The organism is Pseudonocardia sp. 73-21 (assembly GCF_001899645.1).
In the GTDB taxonomy this organism is placed as follows: Bacteria; Actinomycetota; Actinomycetes; order Mycobacteriales; family Pseudonocardiaceae; genus Pseudonocardia.
The window spans coordinates 24,568-47,932 of record NZ_MKVV01000070.1; the positions used below are offsets into that span (position 1 = coordinate 24,568).

Consider the following 23,365-nt stretch of genomic DNA (forward strand, 5'->3'; position numbering starts at 1 on the left):
CACCAGGTGCAGATCCGGATCCTCGGGCCGTTCGAGGTCCTGGCCGACGACGGCGTCCCGGCCGACGTGCCGGGCGCCCGGCTGCGCGCACTGCTGATCGCCCTCGCGCTCGAGCCGGGTCGGGTGGTCCCGCGGCCCACGCTCGTCGACTGGATCTGGGGTGACGATCCGCCCGCCGACGCGCCGGGCGCCCTGCAGCGCCTGGCCTCCCGGTTGCGGGCGGCCCTGCCGGGCGGCGTGATCGAGGCCCGCGCCGGTGGCTACCGGCTGACGGTGCACCCCGACGCCGTCGACGCCGTGCGGTTCGAGCGCCTCGTCGGTGCGGCCCGCCCCCGGGAGGCCCTCGCCCTGTGGCGCGGCGTGGCCATGGAGGACGTCGGCCCGCAGGACAGCGACGCGTTCGACGCGGCGGTCACCCGGCTCGAGGGGCTGCGCCTGGCGGCCGTGGAGGACCGGTTCGACGCCGACGTCGGCCCCGGGGACGTCGCGGAGCTGACGGACCTGGTCGCCGCACATCCGTTGCGGGAGCGGCTGGTCGCCGCGTTGATGCGCGCCCTCGTCGCAGCCGGTCGGGACTCGGAGGCGCTGCTCGTCTTCCAGCGCGCGCGGGAAGCCCTGGCCGACGCCCTGGGGGTCGACCCCTCGCCGGAGCTGTCCGCGCTGCACGGCGCGCTGCTGCGCGGCGAGCCGGCCGGACGGGCGGAGAGCCCGACGTCCAACCTGCGGGCCGAGCTCACCAGCTTCGTCGGCCGCGACGCCGACGTCGCCGTGGTTCGCGACCTCGTCGCCGAGCACCGGCTCACCACCCTCATCGGGCCGGGCGGTTCGGGCAAGACCCGGCTGGCCACCGAGACCGCCCGCACGCTCACCCCGCCCGACGGGGCCTGGTTGGTGGAGCTCGCCGCCGTCGGCGCCGACGGTGACGTCGCGCAGGCCACGCTCGCCGGACTCGGGCTCCGGGACGCCCTGCTCGGGAGCACCTCGAACGCTGACCTCACCGACAGGCTGATCGCGGCGGTCCGTGACCGGGACGGGCTGCTGGTCCTGGACAACTGCGAGCACATGATCGAGTCGGTGGCGGCGTTCGCCGACCGGGTGCTCGGGGAGTGCCGGCGGCTGCGGATCCTGGCCACGAGCCGGGAGCCGCTCGGCATCACCGGCGAGGCGCTGTGGCTCGTCGAGCCGCTGGCCCCGCCGGAGGCGGTCCGCCTGCTGCTGGACCGCGCCGGCGCGGTGCGCAGGAACCTCGTGGCCGACGACCAGGCGTCGGAGACGATGGGGCGCATCTGCCGGGCCCTGGACGGGATGCCGCTGGCGATCGAGCTGGCCGCCGCCCGGCTGCGCACGATGTCGCTCGACCAGCTCAGTGACCGGCTCCACGACCGGTTCCGCCTGCTCACCGGGGGCAGCCGCACGGCCCTGCCGCGCCACAGGACCCTGCGGGCGGTGGTCGACTGGAGCTGGGAGCTGCTCACCGACGCCGAACGGGCGGTCCTGCGCCGGCTCTCGGTGTTCTGCGGCGGGGCGGGCCTGGACGCGGCCGAGCGGGTCTGCGCCGGCGCCGGCGTCGGGCCGGAGCAGGTGCTCGAGCTGTTGACCTCGCTGGCCGAGAAGTCGCTCGTCGTCACCGAGGACAACGGCGCACCGCGCTACCGGATGCTCACCACGATCACGGAGTACGCCCGCGAGCGGCTGGTGGAGGCGGGCGAGCCGGACCTGGCCCGCCGGGCGCATCTCGCCTGGTTCACCGAGCTCGCCGAGACCGCGGAGCCCCATCTGCGCCGCGCCGAGCAGCTGGACTGGCTCGCCGTGCTCGGCACCGAGCACGACAACATCGGGTCCGCGATGCGGGGCGCCCTCGCCGCCGGCGAGGGGCAGGAGGCGATGCGGCTCGCGGCGGGCGCCGGCTGGTACTGGTGGCTCAGCGGGCACCGGTCCGAGGGCATCGAGCTGATCATCGCGGCCACGGCGCTCCCGGGCGAGGTCGCCGACGAGACCCGCGCCCTGGTGTACGCGCTCGTCGTGCTGTTCGTGAGCGCCGGCCGCGGCGGCGAGCGCGAGGCGCAGGAGTGGATCCACCGGGCGTACCGGTACAGCCGGCGCGTGCCGGATCACCACCCCGTGCTGGGGCTCGTCGTCCCGCTGGAGAGGATGCTGCAGTCGTCGGACGCCGTCTTGGACGCGTTCGCGCCGCTGCTGGGCAGCGAGGACCCGTGGGTGCGCGCGCTGGCCCGCTTGCACATGGGCAAGATGCGGATCGTCCTCGGCCACGGCGGGTGGGAGGCGGACCAGTACCTCGAGACGGCGCTCGCCGAGTTCCGGGTCCTGGGCGAGCGGTACGGCATCTCGTTCGCCCTGACCGAGCTGGGGGAGCGGATCGCCGTGCGGGGCGAGTTCGTGCGGGCGTGCGAGTACTTCGAGCAGGCGGTCGCGGTCGTCGCGGAGGTCGGGGCCGTTGAGGACCTGATCCGGATGCGCTCGCGCCAGGCCCAGCTGTACTGGTTGTCCGGTGACAAGGACGCCGGTGCCGCCGCCCTCGCCGACGCCGAACGGCACGCCGAACGGGTCACCTGGCCGGACGCGCTGGCCGAGCTGGCCCTCGCGAAGGCGGAGCTCGCGCGGTGGTGCGGCGACGCCGGGGAGGCCCGTCACCAGCTCGGCGTCGCGACGGACCTGCTGGGCGACGGGGCGCAGTGGGCGTTGATCCGCGCGGTCACCCACGACCTGCTGGGCTACCTCACCGCCGATCTCGACGAGTCCCGCGACCACCGGGCGGCGGCGTGCCGGGCCGCCACCGAGTCCGGCTACGCACCGCTGATCGCCCAGGTGCTCGTCGGGGTGGCCGACCTGGCCCTGCTCTCCGCCCAGGACGAGCAGGCCGCCCGGCTCCTCGCGGCCAGCGCCGCCGTGCGGGGGCTGCCCGACCGCACCCACCCGGACGCGACCCGGATCGAGCGGACCGCCCGCAGCCGCCTCGGCGACGAGGCGTTCGCCGAGGCGGCCCGGGAGGGGGCCCAGGCGAGCTGGCCCGAGCTGGTCGCGGTCACCTGTCCCACGTGACCGGGAGGCTCTTCACCCCGTAGATGTCCGCCGTCTCCGGACGCAGGGCGACCTCGCCGGCCAGCCGCAGCGTCGGGAACCGCTGCACCAGCGCCGGGAACGCCACCCGCATCTCGACGCGGGCCAGCTGCTGGCCGAGGCACGCGTGGATGCCGTGCCCGAAGGCCAGGTGCCCACCGGCGTGGCGCCGGATGTCGAGGGTGTCGGGGTCGGCGAAGCGCTCCGGGTCCCGGTTGGCGGTGGCGTAGGACAGGATCACCGTCGCGCCTGCCTTGATCGTCTGGCCGCCCAGCTCGACGTCCTCCAGCGCCGTCCGCTGGAAGGTCTTGGCCACCGACAGGTACCGCAGCAGCTCCTCGACGGCGTTCTCGGCGAGCGCGGGCTCATCACGCAGGGCGGCCCACTGCTCGGGGTTGCTGAGCAGGGCGAACGTGCCCAGGCTCAGCATGTTCGCCGTGGTGTCGAGCCCGGCCGCGAGCAGGATCAGGCTGATCCCCTTGAGCTCCTCGTCGTCCAGATCGCTGTCGGTCAGCTCGCTCAGCGCGTCGTCCGTGGGGTTGAGGCGCTTGGCCGCCACGAGCGTCGCGAGGTACTCCTGGGTCGCCGTGTAGGCGGCGATCAGCTCCTCGTCGGGTGTCTCCCCGTTCATGAACGTGTCGATCTGTTCCTGGAACGAGCCGCGGTCCTCGTACGGCACCCCCAGCAGCTCGCAGATCATGATGGCGGGGATGGGCCGGGCGAACGCGGCCACCAGGTCCACCGGCGGCCCGGCCTCCTCCATGGCGTCGAGGTGTTCGGCCGTGATCTGCTCGACGCGCTCGGCGAGCAGCCGCATCCGCCGGACCGTGAACCTCCCGACCAGCGGCTTCCGGTAGCGGCTGTGCTGCGGCTCGTCCATGAGGAGGAACTCGCCGGGTGGCGCCGGGGGGATCTCGAAGCCGCCGTAGTCGATCCACGGGTGGCGCATGAGCTCCTTGCGGGAGCTGAACCGCGGGTCGGCGAGCACCGACCGCGCCACGTCGTAGCCGGTGACCAGCCAGCCCTCGTGGCCACCCGGGAGCAGGAGCCGGCTGAGGGGCCCGTGCCCGTGGAGTTCCCTGGGCGGGTCGAACGGGCGGCCGGCCTCGCGCTCGGCCGGCAGGACGTCGATGGTGTGGACGGAGTTCGTCATGGTCGTTCCTCTCGAGTCAGAGTGCGGCGGGGTGGACGACGACGTCGCCGTGCCGCGTGCGGGCGCGGAGCGCCACGGTGCCGTCGTCCTGCGCCGCCACGGAGCTGCGCACCGTGCCGCGCGTGCTGTCGGCGTCGAGCGAGAGGGTGGCGTCCTCGCCGATGACGATCTCGATGGTCCCGGAGCAGTTGGACAGGTCCGTCCGGTCGCGGGTCAGCCGGCCGATGCGGATGGCCCCGTCGGCCGTGCGTGCGGTGACGCCGTCGTCGGCGCAGGCGTGGCCGATCCAGGTCTGTCCGCCCGAGTTCGAGACCCTGCCTGCTCCCGTCACCTCACCGATCCGCACGACGACCGCGCTGCCGTCGATGGAGGCGGAGCCGGCGACGCGGCCGACCGTCACCTCACCGTTGGCGATGTTCGTCCGCAGCTCGTCGACGCGATCCAGCGCGAAGCGCCCCTGCGCTGTGTGCAGCTCGACGTCACCCAGGGCGCCGTCGGCGCGGACGGTCGAGCGCGCCGTGTAGGCGACCAGGTGGGAGCCGGCGGGAAGGCCGATCGTGATGGAGACCGACCCGTTCCGGGCGCCGGAGACGGTCGTCCTGACCGTGAGCCGGCCGTCGACGAACGTGACCCTGGTCTTCTCGGCCACCCGCACGTCCGCCCGGCTCGCCGGGGCGACGGGGCGGACCAGCACCTCGGCGTCGGTCCGGTCGCCGGCGGTGACCCGCACACGGGCGCCGGCGACCTGGACGACGGCGGTGACGGGTACGGGAGTGAGGAAGGTGGATGTGGTCGCGGCGATCTCGGTCGTTGTCATGCGACCACCATCGACGCCCGGGCGGACACCCACCTGACACCGGCCGGACACGCCCCGGACCGGGCGTACGAGGAAGGCGAAGCGGCGTCATCGACCCGGACGGCAACATCATCCGGTTCGGCCCACCGGCGGTGGGCCGGACGGCCTACCGCTGACTCCGCTGCCGGCCCAAGGCGAAGTAGAGGAGCGGCCCGACGAAGTTGACGAAGGAGGCCAACGCCCATGCCCACCGAGGCCCGTTGACCTGATCGGGTCGGCGCCGTCCGATGTCGACGAGTGCCGCGCCGAGCAGCCCGAACTGCACCACCCCGGCCACAATGATCCCCACGCGTGTTCCGGTGCCGGCGTCAGCCCAGCGACGACGCTTGTCCATGACCACAGGCTGCCACGGCCGCGACGGCCGGTCCACGGGCCGAAAGTCCCGACGAGGGGACCTCTGCCCGACCCGGTCCCGATGAACCCGATGAACCCGATCTTGGCCGGTACGCGACGGGAAGCGACGTTCCACGCCGGTACCGTCGCCCACAGCCGTTCGGAGCCGGCGGATCTCGCCCGGTCCAGAACCGCCGATGGGCCTCGGCGTCTACTCGGCACCCGAGCCGTCTCCTCCGGCGGACGCGGTCGGTCAGAGTTCCTTGAGGTGGGCGGTATGGAGTTCCGCCACCCTGCCGTCGGGGGTTTCGTAGGTCCAGAAGGCGTGGACGGTGGCGGTGTCGAGATTCATGGCATGCGTGACGGTCATGCCCGAGGTCTCGACCCAACCGACGAGGAAGACGCCCGGGGTGATCTCGGTGGCGTGCAGGTCCACGTCCTCCACCGCTCCCGCTGTCGCTCCGGCGACGGTCTCGTTGCGCAGACTCGTGCCGTCGGGGGAGTAGGTGTTGTGGAAGACGACGCCGTTGTCGACGGCGAGCTCGTAGGTCTTGCCGGCGTAGGTCAGCTCGCTCATGTCAGAACAGGCCGTTCGTGTGCGGCAGCTCGGCCGGGACGGGGCTGATGACGTCCCAGTGCTCGACGATCCTGCCGTCGGCGACGCGGAAGAGGTCGTAGTAGGCGACCGGGACGCCGAACTCCCCCTCGGACTGCAGCAGCACGAAGTCGCCCTCGGCGATGACCTTGTGGATGGTCGTGTAGACCAGGTTCTTGCCCTGCTCGGCCCAAGCGGCGGCTGCCGCACCGAAGCCGGCCAGGCCGTCGGCAGCCTCGGGGTTGTGCTGCAGGTAGGTCTCGGCGGAGATGTAGTCGGTCAGCACGGCTGGAGGCCAAGCGTCTGCTGGCCCACACCGACCTGCCTGTCGCCGCCGTCGGCCGTCGGCTCGGCTTCACCGAGCCGACGAACTTCGGAAAGTTCTTCGCCCGTCTCACGGGGCAGACCCCGGGCGCATTCCGTGACGCGCAGGCGAATCCCTGACCGCCGTTCGTGGTCCGAACGCGATCGAGGGTCGCAGCGCCTGCTGCCGGCGCGCGGTCGAGGGGAGGCAACTTCCCGACGGAACGGGGCTCGGGAACGACGACAGGCCCCCGACCGCTGGTCAGGGGCCTGTCGTGGGTGGTGGGCGATACAAGGATTGAACTTGTGACCTCTTCCGTGTCAAAGCGGATGCCGTGGTGCGGCCGGTAGCGTGCTGACCTGTTTCTGCTGGTCGGCGTACGGGTCCGTGTCGCCCTGTGCGGACAGGTGCCGGGCACGGTGGTGCCTTTCCGGTGCCTTGGGCCGTCCTCGCCCGGGACCCAAGCGACCTCAGGCGGGATGGGCGGAACGCACTACCGGTTCCGGCACTTCGCCGCAGCCGCCGGTGTCCGGTGCTTCACGGGGCACGAGCCGTGCCTGTAGACCGCCGAGGAGCCCGACTTCCGGCGCTTCGTGTTCAGCGATCGCTGGAAGCCGTACACAGCGTTGTCGACCGGATGCATGGCTCGCTGCGCCCGCTTGACCGCCTTGGGCGTCACAGCCCGCTTCGCAGTACGGACGGGGTGCATCGCGCGGCGGACCGAGCGTGGCACGAACATGCGAGAGAAGAAGCCCACGCAACGGATTCGCGTCGTCCCTCGCCGACGTTACGGCGCTGACCAACCCTGGGTATGACTCTCGGTGGCCATCGAACGCGTGACGGACCCACCGGCTCTGGTCAGCCGGCCGCGTTGGTCACGAGCGAGGTGAGAGCCAATCCGGCAGCTCCGCGCAGCACGGGTTGAGCTTGGGCGTTGTTCACGACGGTCCGTTGAGTCGTGAGGCGCAGGCGTCGCCGGGGTGTAGCGGACCGTCCGGTACCCGACCAAGCTGCTGCTCGTGCGTTACCTGTCGACAGCGAGTGACCACATGACGGCGGTTCTGCGCCAAGCGCGTGTAGCGTGGTCCGCCTCACTCGGTCGACACTGGATCGGATGTGACCCTGAGCATGAACGATGACACAACGCCGCGTGAGGCCGCGACGTTTGCCGAGATCGAGCAACGGCTCGCACTCCTGCCCCCGGAGAAGGCGGAGGCCATCCGACGGCATCTACAGCCCGCCCCTTCCCGCCCGAAGCCGTCTAGGGGATGGTCTGTGCCTCCGCCGAAGTATACTTCGTGGAATGACTATCTTGCGAACACCACGAAGTTAGAGCGTCGCAAATGGTGCACGATGAAAGCCAAGAGGGCGAACCGCGAGCGGCTGATGTCAGGACGACCTGAAGACCATTTGACCTGTGATGACGTGTGGGGTGTGCTCGAAGAGGCCAAAGGGCGGTGCTCCTATTGCGGTTCTCTCGCTCTTGAGAACCGCCCGTCACAGCCGAATGGGGCGCCGCTTCCTTGGGAGCATGTCGGCCGTCGCATCGGCTCGCTCGGTCATATCATTGCCCGAGTTAATGAGGGGCCGAACACGCCTGCCAACCTCGCGTGGTGCTGTCTATGGTGCAACACTTGGACAAACGAGCGAACGCCCGGTGCAACTGATCGCGGCGCCGTCCAGAGTTCGCCGGCGATGTAGCCCGTCCCGGAGACCTGCTGGCTCGGCAAGAGCTTCATTGTGCGGTTGTTGGTGAACTGCGTCCTGCCAGGCGCGATCCAGCCTATGTCGCTCTGGCCTGCTGGTTCGTGCCGTCTGATGTCATCCGGTGACGGGCCGGATCAGGCCTGACTTGTACCGGATCTGTACCGAACGCCCTGCAGCCGCGGATTCTCGGTCCATGGCTGTGATCGTTCGCGGGTGCTGTGCCTGACCTGCGGATCCTGCCCGTGACGCCTGCGGACGCTTGGTGCCGGATCCGGCCGTTTGGCGCCCAATTGTGGCCGTGATCGAAAAGGGAGACTCGCGACGCCCGTGCGAGTAGGCTCGTCCGGTGACGTCGAGCCGGTGTGTCTTCTGCCAGAGGTCCGAACCTGAAGTTCAGATGACCGATGAGGATGTTATCTCGAAATGGTTCGATAAGGCCCTGACTCCTGAGATCCTTGGGCCGGGTCGCTCCGCCAAGCGGACGTACATCAATAAGTTCGATGGCTCCACGCGGAATAAGAGATGGCCGTCCCCGCAGAAGCTTTCGGTAGTAAAGATCAAAGCCGTATGTCAGGCATGTAATAACGGCTGGATGTCTCGGCTGGACGCGAGGGCTAAAAGTATCCTCTCGCCTGCCATTAGCGGTCGTGGCATCACGATCGACCCTGAGCAGCAGATCGCTCTGGCGACGTGGATTACCATGAAGTCTATGGTTCTTGAGTCTGGACCAGCATGGGGTGTCGAGGCAGTGCCTAGCTTCTCGATCGTCGATCGCGAGGTACTGATGTCGCAACTCGCGCCGCCGGCTCGAACTCAAGCGAGGATCGCCGCAATACAGACAGAGGGCTACCCGGTCCGGCTATATCACCGAACGTATGTCCGCGGCGGCCCCAAATCGGCGCCGCAGTCCGATGAGCTCGCTATCTGTGTGACAATGACCGTCGGCTGCCTTGTTGTCCAGACCTTTGTGGATCCGCAGGAAATTAACGGCGGGCTCCTCCGGGGGCCGGTGGCGGCCAGAAACTATATCCAGATCTTCCCGCCGGTCCGTGAGTCGATTTCCTGGCCGCCCGCGGTGGCTCTAACTGACGAGAGCATCGAGGAATTTGCTAACCCGTTGGGGGTCTAAAAGGGAATGGGCGCGCCTTCTTGGGTGTGGTCGCGCCCCGTTCCGCTATCTCCGCGCGCGATTCCCGACCCGCTCCTGCCGTGAGCCCGTCCGGCGAGGACAGGCCAGCCATGTCCCGAGCCCGGTCAGACCTCTTCGGCGCCTCTCTGTGTCAACACCGGCTACTTCCCCGCGGTCGTAGGCTGGGTCGCGGTGGGTCCGGGAAGTGACTTGTCCGAAGAGCCGGCCGTCGGGGCTGGGCCGGCCGCGCTGGAGTCGCCCCCGGGTGTCCTTCCGGGCCCGCCCCCAGCGCATCGCGCAGCAGCGTTCGATAGACCACGTCGGATAGTCGCCGCTTCACACAGCGCAACGCCTCCTTGTGACTCTTCCCGGCCGCCCGCTTCCGCTGGTAGTAGACCCGTCCCGGCGTGTCGTGCCGGATCTGAGTGATCGCCATGACGTGCAACGCGTAGTTCAGCTGCCGATCCCCCGCCCGCGACAGCCGGTGCCGAACGACATCACCGGAGGAGACCGCGATCGGCGCGGTGCCGCAGTAGGACGCGAACGCCGCCGCCGAAGCGAACCGGTGGATCGACCCGACCCGGGCCAGGATCTTCCCGGCCAGCATCCCGCCGATCCCGAACAGCCCGGTCAGCGTCGTCCCGGACTCACGCACCGCGGCAGTGATCTGCTCCCCGACCGCGGTGATCCGCTGATCCAGCCGCCGAACCTCGCCGACCAGATCGACCGCGAGCCGCCGCCGGGTGCGGCCGAGGACATCGCGCGGGCGGACCGGACGCAGCATGGCGGCAGCCTGGGCTGCGGTCAGCCCGGTCTGCGCGCCGCCGGGGATCAAGTGTGTCAGCAACACGTGCAGCCGGTTCACCGTCTGGGTTCGGGCCTTCACCAGGTCATCGCGGTGCTCGGTCAACGCCCGCAACGCGATCGCCGTCTCGTCGAACTGCACCGACACCAGCCTGACCGCCGTCCACGCCGCCACACCCACCGACACCGCATCGGCCTCGTCGGTCTTGCGGCCGTGTCCGGTGGACAACGTCCGGACCCGGGCGGCCAGCTTCGCCGGTACATCCGCCACGGCCAGCCCGTCGGCGAGCAGCCGCGTGCACAGTGGCGCCCCCAATCCGCCCGCGCCCTCGATCGCCCAGCTCGTCTCCGACCAGCGCCGGGCGAATCGGCGCAGCTCGCGGTAGCCCTCCCGGTTGGCCTCGACCCGGATCGAGCGCTGCAGCCGCAACGACCCGTCCACCGCCACCGCGGTCCACGACCGCTTATGCGGATCGATCGCAATCACAACCGGACCGGCGGAACCATCTTGACGCGACACCCAACCTCCTCGACGACGACCACCACGGGGGTTCGAGGAGACGGCACACCGACTTCGGGCGAAGCAGGCCTCTCTTCAGCCACTCCTCCTCGACGGCGATGACCGGGACGCAGGCCGAAGAACAGCCAACCCCGGATGGGCGACAGGTGTGAACCGAGCGACCCCGACCACCGCCTCGGAGATCATGGCTGCAGACCCGATCTCCTGCCCGCATTGAACAAGTCGGTGTGAACCCGGATACCTGGCCGCGCCCGGTGATGTTCTGTGTCGTCCTGGATCGTTTGAAGTGCGCTTTCCTGACATCGGCTCGTGGTTCGGGTCGGGCGCTCCTCAGCCGTCCGCTCCGGATTTGCTCCGGCTCACGCCGCACCCGGGCTACTGAGTGCCGTCCCGTCGACCTGGCGCAGCCCGACCACGCGGACGCCCGTGGGCGGCCCTCGACGCCACCGCCGGCCGAGCTACGCCAGCTCCGCCCACGGGTGGCCGCGTGGTAGCCCTCCGGGAGGTCGTCGGGATGGCACGGGCCGCCATCCTGTTGATCTGCCCGCCCGGCGAGGGGCCTCTTTCTCTAATGCACAGAACTCACCTACGCGGCGTCCTCCCGAACGTCTACCGGAAAGTCAACGGCAACCAGAAAGGCTTCGACCGATTTCCTGTATTCGCCATCCGCAAGTTCAGCTCTTATGATCTCCGCAAGAGCCTCGCGGATATCTTCATTCGCAGCCCTCTTCCACCTATCAATGAGAGACTCGAAGAATTCGATTCTCCGGATGCGCGCATCGGTCAGCTCCGCCCGACTCAGCTTGAGTCGGGCGACGGTGACGACACCTCGGTCATTTCCGGGCCGCGCAAAGACTAGCGGCCCCAAGAAGACCAAATGATCGTCGGGATTATCGAGATAGGGGTTCACTAGCGGCGTTTCATGATTACAGAAGCCTCCCTTATTGATATTGCAACGCGGACAGGCGATCGTGAGGTTCGACCACGACACAACCTTCTCGGGATGCCGGGACTTCGGCTCAATATGCTCAATATGCTCGTATGCGACGACGCGCATCGTCGAGTCGCAATAGGCACAGCGGCCACTCGTTTCCTCGTAGAGGCGCTCGCGGATCTCGCTGTGCTGCCACGGAGTCGACTTGAGCCCACTGGCAGTCTTGGTCGCATACTCGGCGACAAGCCGATCGGCGTTGTCAGTCAAGTACATCGGCGCCGCCAGTTTCACGAGTCGCCTCACGCTGCACCGCCACCAGTCGAACTACCCGAGCCTCGATGAGCCTCCTCGCCTGCGAGAAGAGCATCCAAAACCCTGGGAAGCGCAGATCCCAGTCCTGCAGCCTGCAGCTCAACTCGCAGCCGCCGCAAAGAGTCAGCAGTTACCGTATTCTGAGAGTACCGATCGATTATCTCGTCGTATCGCTGCTCCGCCCATACCGGGATCGTCGTTTCAACCCCTAGGACATCTCGCAGAGTCTCCTCTGCTGACGCACTCTTGTCCGCAAAGTCGAGTAGCGTGCTATAGACGAGACCGTCATCGTAATCGAGCGCATATACATTCGCTGTCGGTTCAGACGTAACCACGAAGGGGCTATGTGTCGCGACAACGAAGCGAACACTAGGGAAGGCCCGTAGGAGGCTAGGGCGTGTCCCGTAAGTCGGCGCGCAGCCACAACACGGTGGCGGCGATGATGATCTCGCTGCGGTAGTAGGCGGCGCGTTTGGCGTAGCGGGTGGCCAGATCGCGGAACTGTTTGAGCCGGTTGAAGCAGCGCTCGACCACGTTGCGGTCGGCGTACAGATTGGGGTCGAAGGCGGGTGGGCGCCCACCGCGGGAGCCCTTTGTGCGGCGGTGCTTGATCTGATCGATCCGTTCCGGGCTGGTGAACGCGATCCGACGTGCTCGCAGCGCGGCACGGGTCGAGGGGTGGGAGTAGGCCTTGTCGGCCAGCACCCGCTCGGGTCGCTTCCGCGGCCGGCCCGGGCCGTCACGGCCAACGCGGATCTGGTCGAGCAGCGGCAGCAGTTGCGGGTTGTCCCCGGCCTGGCCCGGGGTGAGGATCACCGACATCGGCAGTCCGCGTCCGTCGACGGCGAGGTGGATCTTGCTGGTCAGTCCGCCCCGGGAGCGTCCGAGGGCTTCTCCGTCGATGGCGAGGTCCTCGACCCAGTCGGTGGCGCAGCCCCCTTTTTCCGGGCCCCAGCGCTGTGCTGGTGGGCCCGGACCGAGCTGGAGTCGACGCTGAAGGTCCACTCCACGCGCCCGATGGCGTCGTCTTTGACCACGACCTGATCCAGGATGCGTTCCCAGGTGCCGTCGCAGGTCCAGATCCGCAACCGTTCGTGGGCGGTCTTCCAGGGCCCGTAGCGCTCGGGCAGGTCCCGCCACGGGGCGCCGGTGCGGAGCTTCCACAAGATCCCGTTGATCACCTGGCGGTGATCACGCCACCGCCGGCCACCACTGTTGACCGGCGGGAGCAGCGGCTCGATCCGCGCCCACGCCGTGTCTGTCAGTTCACCGCGCCCAACCATCCGGCCATGATCACCGACACCAGCTCAGAACCCTTACAGGACACGCCCTAGGCAATATCGATCGCTGAAGCGACGGATGAAGGTGGTTTTCCGGCTCATCCATGCAGACAGTGAAGTCGCTGAACTGACGCGATCTCAGATACACCTGCCATCCCAAGTCTAATAGCGCACTCAATCCGCCTGATACCGCATCGATCATGAAATCCCCAGTATCCGTCTCAACAATAACTTCTGGGGGTCGGGCGCCAAGGCGACGGAATTTCAAGCTCTCCGGAAGGAGCAACCTAAGGCAATCTTGGAATCCTGCCCAGACCTCGGCAGCTTCGGGAGATGCCTGGACCGCATCGTTGCCTTGACTGTAAATTGCAGCAGCAAGCAGCGACTCCTTCATTAAAAGCATCGTCGACTTTTGAGAATAGCCGACCCCGAAGTACCGCTGCCGGATCTCGCCTTGATACTGGTCCAGAATTGTCTCAGATGCAGAGAATTGCGCTGGGATACTCTGCACCTGCTGATACGAGCTCAAAGAGCGATGAGAAGATAGGAATAGACCTGGCACGGTCTGCTGATCTGGAAGATGCACGTCCGACTGAGGGGAGTTCTGTTCGTACACCGAGATGGGAGTTACTTGACCATTGCTGTAGTGGAGCTGACCGATAGGGATCCACGGGTCGCTAGGATTTGCTTCGGCAGCCAAGGAACGTCGGATTCCGAAGCTGTAGGTCAGCTGTCCGCTCTTTGAGCGGACCGGTAGTCCAAGAAATGTCGAGGACCAATTGAAATGACGACCAAGCAATGTCACGAGAGTGGTCTTACCCGCGCCATTTGCGCCAGTAAGAATTGTGAGACGGGATGTCAGGTCGAGATCTACGTCGCCGAATTGCCGCCATCCTGAAACGCGAAGTCTCGTGAACTGGACAGACACGTAGCCTCATCTCGACGTAGCGAATCGGGATCCTGAGACTATCGATGTGACAGGCGGACACAGAGCGCGCCCCTTGCCGCGCCGGGACCGGCCGGAGGCCGCAGCCCGTCGCGGCGGCGCCGCGAGGCGCCCTTGATCAGGAAAGGAAAGTATGAACACGCTGGAGGTGGGCGGCCGGTGACGGGTCGCTCCTACACTCGCACGGTGCGAGGGATGCCGTCGGTCGTCGACGCTGAGGAGCTGGCCCGGGAGCTGTTGGAGCCCCTGGCGAACCGGTGGGCGCACGTCCAGGCGGTTGCCGCCCGTGCGGATGGGCTGACGCCAGCCATCGCCGGTGAGGACGATCGGCAGCTCCTCGTCGTGGCCGCCTGGTGGCATGACCTCGGATACTCGCCCGCTCTGCGGGACACCGGCGCCCACCAGATCGACGGGGCCCGCTACCTCGCGGTGGAGGGCTACCCCGATCGGCTCGTCGCGCTCGTGGCTCACCATTCGGCAGCCACCTGTGAGGCTGAGGAGCGGGGACATCTGGCGGACCTGGAGGTCTGGCCGCGTGAGGAGTCCGCGGTGGCCGATGCGCTATGGATGGCGGACATGACCACCGGTCCACGCGGCGAAGAGCTGGCGTACGACCAGCGGCTCTCGGAGATCCTGAGCCGCTACGAACCGGACTCGATCGTCGGGCGTTCGATGCTCCGTGCGGAGCCGGCAATCCGGGCTGCCATTGACCGCACCCGGCAGCGGATGCAGGACGCTTACACGATCTGAGGCTCCGCCCGCCCGATGAGGGCATCGTCGATGCGGCGGCGCATGGACGGGTGGATGGACAGGTCGTCCACGTCAGCGGGCTCGACCCATCGGACCTCCTTGGTCTCCGACCCGTCCTCGCGTGGTTCGCCGCTGAGCACGCGGCCGTGGAAGCACACCGAGAACTCCTGGCGCACCTCGCCGTCGTCGTAGGCCATCACGTGCCCGGGGTCGGTGTAGATCCCGACCACGCCCGTCAGCTCGACCGTCAGGCCGGTCTCCTCGGCCACCTCACGCGCGGCGGCGTCGGCGATGGACTCGCCGATCTCCATTGCGCCACCCGGCAGTGCCCAGTAGTCGTTGTCGATCTTGTGGATGAGCAGCAGGCGTCCTGCGTCGTCGCGGATCGCGGCCGTGGTCGACGGGACCAGGCTGTTGGCCTTCGGGGCGTCCGGGTCGTGGTAGTAGTCCATGCGGCTCATGGTCTCCAGCATGGCGGCTGGCGGGCGTGCCCGTCACGTCTCGGGCGTGCCGACGTTCCACACCTCGTCGAACGAGCGCATGTAGTGATCCCACATCCGGCCACCCGGCACCCGGCGCAGGTGCAGCACCGGCGAGTGGCCGGCCGGCGCTCCGTAGGCGTGCCCGTTGACCATGAGGTCCTGGTCGAATCGGAACAGTGAGTTGTAGAGCGTCGTCGAGTGCGTGCGGACCTCGATGCCGGGTAGGCCGGCTACCTCGCGGAGGTAGCGGCGGTGGAGCTGGATGCGGCCTTCCAGGCCTCCGGTCGTCCCTTCGTCCACGGCGCGCTGCCGCACGGCCTCCGACGTCTCGTCGCCGAGCAGAAACCGGCAGCGCACGCCGGCGGCCGACTTCTCACGCAGGACGTCGACGATATTGTGCTGCTCGAATAGGAACGTCCCGGCGTAGGTCAGCACGTCGAGAGCTTCGCGGGTGCTCGCGATGAGCTGGGTCCACACCCCGTGCGGCACTGCGGCCCGGGACGGGTGGAGCTCCAGGAGCTCGGCCACGCTCGCGGACTGCGTCACCTTCTCGGCCAGCACCGCCGGCCAGATGTACGCCTCGTCGACCCCGAGGGCCTGGGCGACGGCGACCCGGTGCGCGCGGTGGGGGAGGCGACCCTGGGTGATCCACCGCTCGACGGTCTTGGGGTCCACCGCGATCTTCTCGGCGAGATCGGCTGTCCTGAGCTGCGCGGATGCCAGTGTGCCGCGCAGACGCTCGTTCGTAGCCACAGGGACCCCCGGGGACGTTTTGAACTCGTAGGGACGTTTCTAGCACGCTCAAGACGTCCTGTCACGTCCCTTGTTGGCGGTGGGGACGTCCCCTGTGTTCCGGGTCTCATTGAGTCACCGCACAGAGGGTGCCGAACTCACGAGGAGGACCGATGCGAGACATCCCGGTGGTGCTGAGTGGCTACAAGCTCACGGTGGTGGAGCCGCCCGCACCCAAGACCCGCGACGACGGCAACGGCGGGCAGATCGCCGTCGTCGACCGGCAGGGCGTGACGCAGTTCGTCGTGTCCCTGTTCGCCAAGCTCCGCGTCCAGCCCGGCGAGCGGGCCCCGAAGGGCGAGGAGATCAAGGTGACCCTGGCGACCGACCCCGGCGAGGGGTTCGGCGAGGACACCCGCGTGGAGCTGGTCGACGCGCGGCTCAACGCCTACCAGATCGACACCGAGGACGGGCGCTCGATCTCGGGCATCTCGTTCAAGGCGATGGGCCTCAAGCCGCTGCACGCTCGGGCGGAGAAGTGACCGCCCCGGCCGCTTCGCTGCCGGAGCGGGTGCGCAAGCTGCTCGCCCAGGCGGAGGACGCGTCCGTCACCGAGGCGGAGGCGGAGGCCTTCAACGCCAAGGCGGCCGAACTGATCGCCCGGCACGGGATCGATGCGGCGAACCTCGCTGCGACCGGTCGGAGCCACGACGAGATCGGGCACCGGGTGATCGCGGTCGAGCAGCCCTACGCCCGCGACAAGGCGCAGCTGCTCACCTCCGTGGCCGACCCGCTGCGCTGTCAGACAGTGCACACCCACGGGCCGGACCGGTACGTGGTGCGCGTCTACGGGTTCACCTCCGACCTGGAGCGCGTGGAGCTGCTCTACACCTCGCTCCTGCTCCAGGCGACGCGCGATCTCGTGCACGTGCGGCCCGATGGCTGGGGCGAGTCGACGGCGGCCTACCGGCGCTCCTGGCTGGCCGGGTTCGCCTCCGCCGTCTACACGCGCCTCCTGCGGGCCGAGCGGCGCGCAACCGCCGAACAGCCGACCACCGAGTCCGGCACCAGCACCGCTCTCGTCCTGCGCGACCGGTGCGACCGCGTGGACACCGCCGTTCACGCGGCCCACCCACGGCTGCGCTCCATGCGCCGCCGGTCCCTGTCCGGTAGCGGGCAGACCGACGGCTACCACTCCGGCAGCCGTGCCGACCTCGGCGCCCGGCAGGTCGGGCACACGCGGGCTCTGCCCCGCTGATTCTCGTGCGGCCGTAGCCGGCCGACGCCAGTTCTCCGTTCTTTGACAATTCCACAGTGGCTAGATCCATGTCAGAAACAACAGCGAATCACAAGAAGTGGTGACGCGATGAACTGCACGGAATGTTCGGGGTCGGGCGCCTGTGATGCCTGCGACGGCTACGGGTGCCTGCCTCCCCTCGAACGACAGAACGGCGATGGGCCGGAATGCATCGTGTGTTCCGGAAACGGACTGTGCGCCGAGTGCTACGGCGCCTCCTACTGAGAGGAACGGCAATGACGAATGTGACGAACGGACGGGTCCGCCAGACGGCGGGAGTCGGGCGGCTGGTGCGCCGACTGGAGAGCGAGCGGCGCCGGTGGACGTGGGTCCGCTCCGACGTCGGGGTCGAGCTGGTGCCCACCGAGCAGGCCTGGCGTGCGGGTGTGGCCGAGGGGCTGCGCCTGGCGCAGATCGCCATCCGGAAGGGGGTCTGACCGATGGTGCAGGTCAAGCCCATCAACCGGCGGGCGCTACGACGATACGGCGAGTTCTGGCGGGCGCTCCAGATGGTCGGGAACGCCCTCGCCGAGGCCGAGCGGGTGGCGGCGAAGGCGACGGACAACCAGCCGGCGCGGGGCCAGACGGCGCACTGGGCGGCCGCTACCCCGGACGAGATGAAGTCGGCCACCAAGAAGGCCAAGAACTCGCTCCACATCATGTCGGCCGCCGCGAAGAAGTGGGAGGCCGAACTGGTCTCCCGCGAATGGAGGCGATGACATGTCGCGCACGGTTGACCGCACGGTGGAAGACCTCGACCAGGCGATGCGCGAACTGCGCAAGTCGCTGCGCGGGATTCCGTTCCGCTCCGGCGGATTCAAGAAGACGCACGACAATCTTGCCCGGGACGCCGCACTCGTGGCGGTCCTCATCGACTCGGCCCGGTCCTCGTTCCGCAACTGACAATTCCTGAAGGAGAACGCAATGAACACCATGATGGATGCGCGCCATGGACCGGTGCGCGGATCGACCCGCTCTGTCGGCCGCGAGTGGCGCGGGGCGCTCTGGCTGCTCCGCCACCCGGGTTTCGTGCTGGTGCCCGCCCTGCTCGTCGCGGCCTGGTCCTGGTTCGGCTGGGGCGTCGTGGCGGCGACCATCGGCGGGGCGCTCGTCGACCTGGTGGTCTGGGCGCGGTTGCACCCGGCCTCGTTCGACCGGTGGCTTGCCCCGTGGCTGCGGGCCTGGCGGCGACGCTGGACCACCTACAGGGGCCGGAACTGGGCCGGCGTCCTGGCCGACTGCGAGTTGGTCCGGGAGAACCGGCGCACTGGTGAGATGACGGTGCCTCGGGTGCTGCGGGTCCGGTCGGCCACCCGCTCGATCGACACGCTGTACGTGCGGATGGCCCGCGGGCAGGATCTGCGGACCTGGACCGACCGCGCCGACGCCCTTGCCGCCGCGCTGTTCGCGCACCGGGTGGCGATCACCAAGGTCCGCCCGGCCGTACTCGCCGTCGTCGTCGAGCGGGAGATGCCCTTCCCGAACGTCGTGCCGGCGCCGGAGATCCCGAGCGATTCCCGCGACGTCGACCTCTCGGCACTCGACGTCGGCGACAACGAGCACGGCGGACCGTTCCGGCTGAGCGTGGTCGGCAAACACGTCCTGACGGCCGGCGCGTCGGGCGCGGGCAAGGGCTCGCTGATCTGGGCTCCGCTGCGGGCCATGGGGCCGCTCATCCGTGACGGTGAGGTGCGCGTGTCGATGATCGACCTCAAGGGCGGCGCGGAGACCGAGCGGGGGCGGCCGCTGTTCGCCCGATACGCCACGACGATGGGTCAGGCCATCGGGCTGCTGACCGAGGTCCGTGACGCGATGAAGGCGCGGCAGGAGTTGATGCGCACCACGGGGATCCGGTCGCTGCCGGTTGATCGGGACACCCCGGTAGAGCTGGTGATGATCGACGAGATGGCGATGCTCACCGCCTACGGCGACCGGGGCGACGTCCGGGAGGCGCTCCGGTTGCTGGCGGAGATCCTGACGCAGGGTCGGGCGTGCCTCATCTCGGTCATGGGTTACGTGCAGGAGCCGTCCAAGGACGTGATCGACGTCCGGGAGCTGTTCACCACGCGCGTCTGCCTCGGCGTCACCGCCGCGTCCCATGTGGACATGGTGTTGGGTGACGGAGCACGTGAACGGGGCGCGCTCGCCGACGAGATCCCCGGCGATCCCGAGCACGCCGGCATCGGATTCGTCATCGACTCCACGTCACGACTGCCGGTCCGGTTCCGGGCCGCGTACGTCTCCGACGCCGAGATCGACGAACTGGTCGAGCGCTGCCACCCCTGGGCCCGACCCGGTGACGTCGTCGACATGCCGCTCGACCCGTTCCTCGACGACGAGGACGGGGCGACCCTGTGAACAGCCTGCGGGACAACAACGAGTACCGGCTGATCATGACCGTGATCTGCGTGGTCTGCGGGCTCGGCGCCGTCGGGTCGGTGGTCCCGCTGGTGGAGCAGGCCATCACGGCGCTCCTGATCGGCGTGGTCGTCGTCGCCGTCTGGGTCGCCTCCGTGCGGCTGATCGCGCGGATGATCCGCGAGCACCTCGAGGACCTGGAGGACGAACGGACCGCGGCGGCATGGCGGGCCGCGCACCAGCCGGCCGCGTCCCTGCAAGAGGTGCCGTGATGTGGGCTGTCACCGGATGGGCCGTCGCGACCTGGCTCAAGCTCACCGTCCTACTGGCCCTCGGCGTCGGGGCCGCCTGGTTGTGGCTCGACTCCGGATGGTTCTCGGTCGCCTGCATCGGTGCCGCGCTCGCTGAGCTGTGGGCGCTCCGACAGCTCGGCCGCGAGTGGGCCTACGAAGCTCGCTCGTCCTGGTGGTGGTCGCCGTGACCGATCAGCTTGACCTGTTCGGCGGGCCGGCCGTCTCGGTCCCGCAGCAACGGGTCAGTCGCGTGGAGAGCAACGACGTCGACCTGATGCACACCGTGGCCGGCAACGCCGTTCGCTGCGGCTACCTGCTCGTCGGCAACTCCGAGCGCGTCTACACCCGCGTCGAGGGCAGGGACGGTGAGGTGCAGCGCGTCCCCCGGTACGAGGAGGAGGCCGTTCACCAACTGCTGCGGCGGCGCTGGCTGAGCGTCGGCTCGCCGCACTCCGTCACCTGCGGCGCGGCCTCGCTGACCGGAGCGGCGGTGCTCGTACCCAAGGAGACCCGATCCCGTGTCGAGCGCTGGACACGGCTCCAGCGGCCGTCCTCGTGGCCGCGCACCCCTGACCCGGACGGCCCGGCCGCGTCGACCTCCGGCCGGGTCGTCCGACTCCACGACAGGAAGAAGCGCCGATGACTGATGCCGATCTCCTGAGCGCGCGTCTGCGCTCGCACGACTACAAGAGCTGGCGGGCGAAGGTCGAGGCCACCGGCGGGTGCGCCCGGCCGGTCAAGCTCACCGGCCGCTCCGCGATCCTCGACCGGGACGGTGAGATCCTCGTCGAGCGGGCCGGCGACATCTTCGCCCCGTGCGGCAACCGGCGGGTGAGTGTCTGCCCGGCCTGCTCCGACCGCTACGCCGGGGACGCGTTCCACCTGCTGCGCGCGGGCCTGGCCGGCGGGGACAAGGACGTCCCCGCGCTCGTCACCGAGAAGGCCCGCGCGTTCCTCACCCTCACCGCGCCGTCGTTCGGGCCGGTGCACACCCGGCGCACCACCACATCGGGACGCGTCATCCCGTGCCGCTGCGGCGGCTACCACCATCCTGACGACCCCCGGCTCGGCTCGCCGACCGACCCGGACACCTACGACTACATCGGCTCGGTGCTCTGGCAGGCCCACGCCGGTCAGCTATGGCACCGCTTCGTGATCGCGCTCCGGCGGGCGCTGGCCGGCCACCTCGGCGTCCCGGCCCGGCGCTTCCGTGAAGTAGCCCGGCTGTCCTACGCGAAGGTGGCCGAGTACCAGAGACGCGGCCTGGTGCACTTCCACGCCGTCGTGCGCGTCGACGGCCCGGACGGACCCGGCGACCCGACCCCGCGCGGTATCAGCGCCGACGTCCTGCGCGCGGCCATCACCACGGCGGCGCAGGTCGCGGTCATCGCCACCGAACGCCCGGACGGCTCCGCGCTGCTGCTCGGCTGGGGCGCCCAGCTCGACCTCCGCCAGATCACGGCGTCCAACGCGTCCGACGTCGAGGACGGTGACGGCGCGATCAGTGAGGCACGGCTCGCCGGCTACGTCGCCAAGTACGCCACCAAGGGCACCGGCACCACCGAAGGCGCCGACCGCCCGGTCCGCGATGGCGAGCACATCGCCTACCTGGACGTCTCGCCGCACCACCGCCGGATGATCGAGATCTGCTGGCAGCTCGGCGGCCTGGATCAGTACGAGGCACTCAACCTGCGCCGGTGGGCCCACATGCTCGGGTTTCGGGGCCATTTCTTGACCAAGAGCCAGCGGTACTCGACGACCTTCCGCGCAATCCGGGGCGAGCGGCGGTCCTGGCGGGTGCGTCACGAGCTCGACCAGCTCGCCCGCGATACCTGGGGCGAGACCGGCGACCCGATCGACCTCGACTCGGTCACCGTGATCAACGACTGGCGCCTGCTCGGCGTCGGGCACAACAACCACGCAGAACGGGAGTTGGCGATGGCCATCGCCGAACGCATCCGACAACAACGAACGACCCGAAGGGAGACCCGATCATGACCGCACCCTCCGCCGCGATGATCGACACCAAGCGGCTGACCTACACCGTCGACCAGGTGGCCTACCTGCTCAACCTCTCGCGCGGCATCGCCTACCAGCACGTCCGGGACGGGGTGATCCCCGCCGAGCGCGTGGGCCGGCGCTGGCTGATCCCGCGCAAGAGGTTCCACGCCTGGCTCGACGGACAGGCGGCCGCCTGATGCCCGGCATCCGCAAGACCCCAGCCGGCAACTGGCGCGCCTCGTGGCGGGAGCCGAGCGGCACGCAAGCGTCCAAGACGTTCACCGCCAAACGGGAGGCGTCGGCCTTCCTGGCCCGGATGAACACGACCAAGAGCACCGGTGCCTACGTCTCGCCGCACGCCGGCCGCGTCCTGTTCGGCGACCACGCCCGGGAGTGGATGCAGACGTGGAACACGGAGGCGACGACGACCGCGCGTGACGACTCGGTGATGCGGAACCATGTCCTCGCCAAGTGGGGCACGTGGCAGCTCGCCCGGATCGACCATCTGTCGGTGCAGGGCTGGATCACCGACCTGGGCGCGCGGCTGTCGCCGGCCACGCTCGTGCAGTGCCGCCGGCTCATGTCCGGGGTGATGCGATCGGCTCTGCGGAACCGGCTGATCGCCTTCAACCCGTGCGAGGGCGTGCGCATCCCGTCGCGCCGGACGCAGGACACCGACGAGCAGATTGTCGACCGGGCCGTGTTCCGGTCCTCGCTGCTGCCGGTGGTGCCGGACCGCTACCGCGCGATCGTGGCCGTCGGTGGGGGAGCGGGGCTCCGCTGGGGTGAGGCGGCCGGGCTGTGCGCCGATGCGGTCGACCTCGACGCGGCACGGCTGCGGGTGATCCGGACAGTGATCGAGGTCTCCGGCCACACCTCGTTCAAGCCGTTCCCCAAGACGACGGCGGGCCGGCGGACCGTGCCGCTCCCGGGATGGCTCGTAACCTTGCTCCGGGAGCACATGGCAAACCACCCGCGTGGGGAGGCGGGCCTGATCTTCGCCAACCAGGTGGGCGGCGCCTACCGACGGACGCTGTTCCGCACGCGGGTGTGGCGGCCGGCGCTCGTGCGGGCCGGGCTGCTCGGGCTCGTCGAGCAGGACGGGGAGAAGTTCCGGGCCGAATGGGCCGACGCGGCGGGCGTGCCAAGCTCGGCGATGTTCGCCCGGGAGCCGGCGGCCGTGCGATGGGTCGCGCGTCACCAGGCCGGCGGGCTCCGCTTCCACGACCTCCGCCACTCGTACGCCACGTGGCTCGTGGACGACGGGGTTCCGGTGAACATGGTTCAGCGCGTTCTCGGTCACGAACGCTCGTCGACGACGCTGGATCTCTACACGCGGCGCACCGACGACCCGTCGCGCGTGCTCCAGGCGCTCGACGACGATCCGGACGATGACGACCAGGACGACGGCCTGGCCGACGCGCTGGTGCCTCGATGACCGGCGTGGTGCCTTTCTGGTGCCTTTTCAGGCTGCGCGGCTGGGGAGAGCCTGCCCCGGATA

Annotated in this window: 26 protein-coding genes and 1 pseudogene; 16 read left to right on the forward strand and 11 right to left on the reverse strand. The window is 69.2% G+C overall.

The genetic code is table 11. From position 1 onward, the window contains the following. The first annotated feature begins 6 nt into the window (after positions 1-6). Complete coding sequence (locus tag BGP03_RS22250) at positions 7-3,060, forward strand: BTAD domain-containing putative transcriptional regulator (protein ID WP_298796055.1); 3,054 nt, start codon at positions 7-9, stop codon at positions 3,058-3,060. On the opposite strand, the gene BGP03_RS22255 is transcribed toward BGP03_RS22250, so the two are convergent. The 5 genes from BGP03_RS22255 to BGP03_RS22275 all read right to left on the reverse strand — a co-directional run bounded on the left by BGP03_RS22255 (position 3,044) and on the right by BGP03_RS22275 (position 6,301). Next, complete coding sequence (locus BGP03_RS22255; RefSeq protein ID WP_298796057.1) at positions 3,044-4,231, reverse strand: cytochrome P450; 1,188 nt, start codon at positions 4,229-4,231, stop codon at positions 3,044-3,046. The two genes, BGP03_RS22250 and BGP03_RS22255, sit on opposite strands and share 17 nt — an antisense overlap. Positions 4,232-4,247: 16 nt before the next feature. Continuing rightward, positions 4,248-5,048, reverse strand: coding sequence for a DUF4097 family beta strand repeat-containing protein (locus tag BGP03_RS22260; RefSeq protein ID WP_298796059.1), 801 nt, complete (start codon positions 5,046-5,048; stop codon positions 4,248-4,250). Positions 5,049-5,193: 145 nt separating this feature from the next. Then, entirely contained in the window at positions 5,194-5,376 is a 183-nt protein-coding gene (locus BGP03_RS22265; RefSeq protein ID WP_299737346.1) for a PLDc N-terminal domain-containing protein, read from the reverse strand. Between the two features lie 297 nt (positions 5,377-5,673). Beyond that, a complete protein-coding gene (locus BGP03_RS22270; protein ID WP_298796061.1) occupies positions 5,674-5,997 on the reverse strand; it encodes a hypothetical protein in 324 nt (107 codons plus the stop codon). A gap of 1 nt (position 5,998) precedes the next feature. Beyond that, on the reverse strand, positions 5,999-6,301 hold the full coding sequence (locus BGP03_RS22275) for a nuclear transport factor 2 family protein (RefSeq protein WP_298796063.1): 303 nt from the start codon (positions 6,299-6,301) through the stop codon (positions 5,999-6,001). 35 nt (positions 6,302-6,336) lie between these two features. On the opposite strand from BGP03_RS22275, the gene BGP03_RS22280 reads away from it, so the two are divergent. Beyond that, complete coding sequence (locus tag BGP03_RS22280) at positions 6,337-6,459, forward strand: hypothetical protein (RefSeq protein WP_363094268.1); 123 nt, start codon at positions 6,337-6,339, stop codon at positions 6,457-6,459. Between the two features lie 1,964 nt (positions 6,460-8,423). After that, complete coding sequence (locus tag BGP03_RS22285) at positions 8,424-9,155, forward strand: hypothetical protein (RefSeq protein ID WP_296377720.1); 732 nt, start codon at positions 8,424-8,426, stop codon at positions 9,153-9,155. A gap of 151 nt (positions 9,156-9,306) precedes the next feature. On the opposite strand, the gene BGP03_RS22290 is transcribed toward BGP03_RS22285, so the two are convergent. The 4 genes and pseudogenes from BGP03_RS22290 to BGP03_RS22305 all read right to left on the reverse strand — a co-directional run bounded on the left by BGP03_RS22290 (position 9,307) and on the right by BGP03_RS22305 (position 13,933). Further along, positions 9,307-10,479 carry an IS110 family transposase gene (locus BGP03_RS22290; protein ID WP_298796065.1) on the reverse strand — a complete coding sequence of 391 codons (1,173 nt, stop codon included), beginning with the start codon at positions 10,477-10,479 and terminating at the stop codon, positions 9,307-9,309. Positions 10,480-11,065: 586 nt separating this feature from the next. Continuing rightward, positions 11,066-11,704 (reverse strand): HNH endonuclease, encoded by a 639-nt coding sequence (locus tag BGP03_RS22295; protein ID WP_296377718.1) that lies wholly within the window; start codon positions 11,702-11,704, stop codon positions 11,066-11,068. Positions 11,705-12,115: 411 nt separating this feature from the next. Further along, a pseudogene (locus BGP03_RS22300) lies at positions 12,116-13,008 on the reverse strand (IS5 family transposase). A 10-nt stretch (positions 13,009-13,018) separates the two neighbouring features. Then, positions 13,019-13,933: an AAA family ATPase gene (locus BGP03_RS22305; RefSeq protein WP_298796067.1), complete on the reverse strand. Its 915-nt coding sequence runs from the start codon at positions 13,931-13,933 to the stop codon at positions 13,019-13,021. A 213-nt stretch (positions 13,934-14,146) separates the two neighbouring features. Between BGP03_RS22305 and BGP03_RS22310 the strand changes: the two genes are divergently transcribed. Beyond that, positions 14,147-14,701, forward strand: a complete 555-nt coding sequence (locus BGP03_RS22310) for an HD domain-containing protein (protein WP_298796069.1) — start codon at positions 14,147-14,149, stop codon at positions 14,699-14,701. Here BGP03_RS22310 and BGP03_RS22315 read toward each other — a convergent pair. Beyond that, entirely contained in the window at positions 14,689-15,162 is a 474-nt protein-coding gene (locus BGP03_RS22315; protein ID WP_298796071.1) for an NUDIX domain-containing protein, read from the reverse strand. The genes BGP03_RS22310 and BGP03_RS22315 overlap by 13 nt on opposite strands. 33 nt (positions 15,163-15,195) lie before the next feature. Further along, the gene (locus BGP03_RS22320) at positions 15,196-15,936 is read right to left on the reverse strand and encodes a helix-turn-helix transcriptional regulator (protein ID WP_298796073.1); all 741 of its coding nucleotides are present in this window, start codon (positions 15,934-15,936) and stop codon (positions 15,196-15,198) included. A gap of 152 nt (positions 15,937-16,088) precedes the next feature. Between BGP03_RS22320 and BGP03_RS22325 the strand changes: the two genes are divergently transcribed. From BGP03_RS22325 to BGP03_RS22380, 12 genes are all read left to right on the forward strand, one after another. Continuing rightward, a complete protein-coding gene (locus BGP03_RS22325; protein WP_298796075.1) occupies positions 16,089-16,457 on the forward strand; it encodes a hypothetical protein in 369 nt (122 codons plus the stop codon). Continuing rightward, the gene (locus tag BGP03_RS22330) at positions 16,454-17,173 is read left to right on the forward strand and encodes a DUF2786 domain-containing protein (RefSeq protein ID WP_298796077.1); all 720 of its coding nucleotides are present in this window, start codon (positions 16,454-16,456) and stop codon (positions 17,171-17,173) included. The genes BGP03_RS22325 and BGP03_RS22330 overlap by 4 nt, the downstream gene beginning before the upstream one ends. Positions 17,174-17,448: 275 nt before the next feature. Then, entirely contained in the window at positions 17,449-17,649 is a 201-nt protein-coding gene (locus BGP03_RS22335; RefSeq protein ID WP_298796079.1) for a hypothetical protein, read from the forward strand. A gap of 3 nt (positions 17,650-17,652) precedes the next feature. Beyond that, the gene (locus BGP03_RS22340; protein WP_298796081.1) at positions 17,653-17,931 is read left to right on the forward strand and encodes a hypothetical protein; all 279 of its coding nucleotides are present in this window, start codon (positions 17,653-17,655) and stop codon (positions 17,929-17,931) included. Between the two features lies 1 nt (position 17,932). Then, positions 17,933-18,115, forward strand: a complete 183-nt coding sequence (locus BGP03_RS22345; protein ID WP_298796083.1) for a hypothetical protein — start codon at positions 17,933-17,935, stop codon at positions 18,113-18,115. A gap of 21 nt (positions 18,116-18,136) precedes the next feature. Beyond that, the gene (locus BGP03_RS22350) at positions 18,137-19,570 is read left to right on the forward strand and encodes an FtsK/SpoIIIE domain-containing protein (protein WP_298796085.1); all 1,434 of its coding nucleotides are present in this window, start codon (positions 18,137-18,139) and stop codon (positions 19,568-19,570) included. After that, positions 19,567-19,842, forward strand: coding sequence for a hypothetical protein (locus tag BGP03_RS22355; RefSeq protein ID WP_298796088.1), 276 nt, complete (start codon positions 19,567-19,569; stop codon positions 19,840-19,842). The genes BGP03_RS22350 and BGP03_RS22355 overlap by 4 nt, the downstream gene beginning before the upstream one ends. After that, positions 19,842-20,051, forward strand: a complete 210-nt coding sequence (locus BGP03_RS22360; protein WP_298796090.1) for a hypothetical protein — start codon at positions 19,842-19,844, stop codon at positions 20,049-20,051. Before BGP03_RS22355 ends, BGP03_RS22360 begins: the two co-directional genes overlap by 1 nt. After that, complete coding sequence (locus BGP03_RS22365; protein ID WP_298796092.1) at positions 20,048-20,506, forward strand: hypothetical protein; 459 nt, start codon at positions 20,048-20,050, stop codon at positions 20,504-20,506. Before BGP03_RS22360 ends, BGP03_RS22365 begins: the two co-directional genes overlap by 4 nt. Then, positions 20,503-21,861: a replication initiator gene (locus BGP03_RS22370; RefSeq protein ID WP_298796094.1), complete on the forward strand. Its 1,359-nt coding sequence runs from the start codon at positions 20,503-20,505 to the stop codon at positions 21,859-21,861. Before BGP03_RS22365 ends, BGP03_RS22370 begins: the two co-directional genes overlap by 4 nt. Continuing rightward, on the forward strand, positions 21,858-22,061 hold the full coding sequence (locus BGP03_RS22375) for an excisionase family DNA-binding protein (protein WP_298796096.1): 204 nt from the start codon (positions 21,858-21,860) through the stop codon (positions 22,059-22,061). The genes BGP03_RS22370 and BGP03_RS22375 overlap by 4 nt, the downstream gene beginning before the upstream one ends. After that, on the forward strand, positions 22,061-23,302 hold the full coding sequence (locus BGP03_RS22380; RefSeq protein ID WP_298796098.1) for a site-specific integrase: 1,242 nt from the start codon (positions 22,061-22,063) through the stop codon (positions 23,300-23,302). The genes BGP03_RS22375 and BGP03_RS22380 overlap by 1 nt, the downstream gene beginning before the upstream one ends. The last annotated feature ends 63 nt before the right edge of the window (positions 23,303-23,365 follow it).

Coding starts and splice junctions, on each gene's coding strand:
- BGP03_RS22340 (WP_298796081.1), top strand. CDS start 17,653: ATGGTGCAGGTCAAGCCCATCAACCGGCGGGCGCTACGACGATACGGC.
- BGP03_RS22285 (WP_296377720.1), top strand. CDS start 8,424: ATGACCGATGAGGATGTTATCTCGAAATGGTTCGATAAGGCCCTGACT.
- BGP03_RS22360 (WP_298796090.1), top strand. CDS start 19,842: ATGTGGGCTGTCACCGGATGGGCCGTCGCGACCTGGCTCAAGCTCACC.
- BGP03_RS22310 (WP_298796069.1), top strand. CDS start 14,147: ATGCCGTCGGTCGTCGACGCTGAGGAGCTGGCCCGGGAGCTGTTGGAG.
- BGP03_RS22325 (WP_298796075.1), top strand. CDS start 16,089: ATGCGAGACATCCCGGTGGTGCTGAGTGGCTACAAGCTCACGGTGGTG.
- BGP03_RS22380 (WP_298796098.1), top strand. CDS start 22,061: ATGCCCGGCATCCGCAAGACCCCAGCCGGCAACTGGCGCGCCTCGTGG.
- BGP03_RS22375 (WP_298796096.1), top strand. CDS start 21,858: ATGACCGCACCCTCCGCCGCGATGATCGACACCAAGCGGCTGACCTAC.
- BGP03_RS22260 (WP_298796059.1), bottom strand. CDS start 5,048: ATGACAACGACCGAGATCGCCGCGACCACATCCACCTTCCTCACTCCC.
- BGP03_RS22270 (WP_298796061.1), bottom strand. CDS start 5,997: ATGAGCGAGCTGACCTACGCCGGCAAGACCTACGAGCTCGCCGTCGAC.
- BGP03_RS22255 (WP_298796057.1), bottom strand. CDS start 4,231: ATGACGAACTCCGTCCACACCATCGACGTCCTGCCGGCCGAGCGCGAG.
- BGP03_RS22315 (WP_298796071.1), bottom strand. CDS start 15,162: ATGAGCCGCATGGACTACTACCACGACCCGGACGCCCCGAAGGCCAAC.
- BGP03_RS22350 (WP_298796085.1), top strand. CDS start 18,137: ATGAACACCATGATGGATGCGCGCCATGGACCGGTGCGCGGATCGACC.
- BGP03_RS22335 (WP_298796079.1), top strand. CDS start 17,449: ATGACGAATGTGACGAACGGACGGGTCCGCCAGACGGCGGGAGTCGGG.
- BGP03_RS22345 (WP_298796083.1), top strand. CDS start 17,933: ATGTCGCGCACGGTTGACCGCACGGTGGAAGACCTCGACCAGGCGATG.
- BGP03_RS22370 (WP_298796094.1), top strand. CDS start 20,503: ATGACTGATGCCGATCTCCTGAGCGCGCGTCTGCGCTCGCACGACTAC.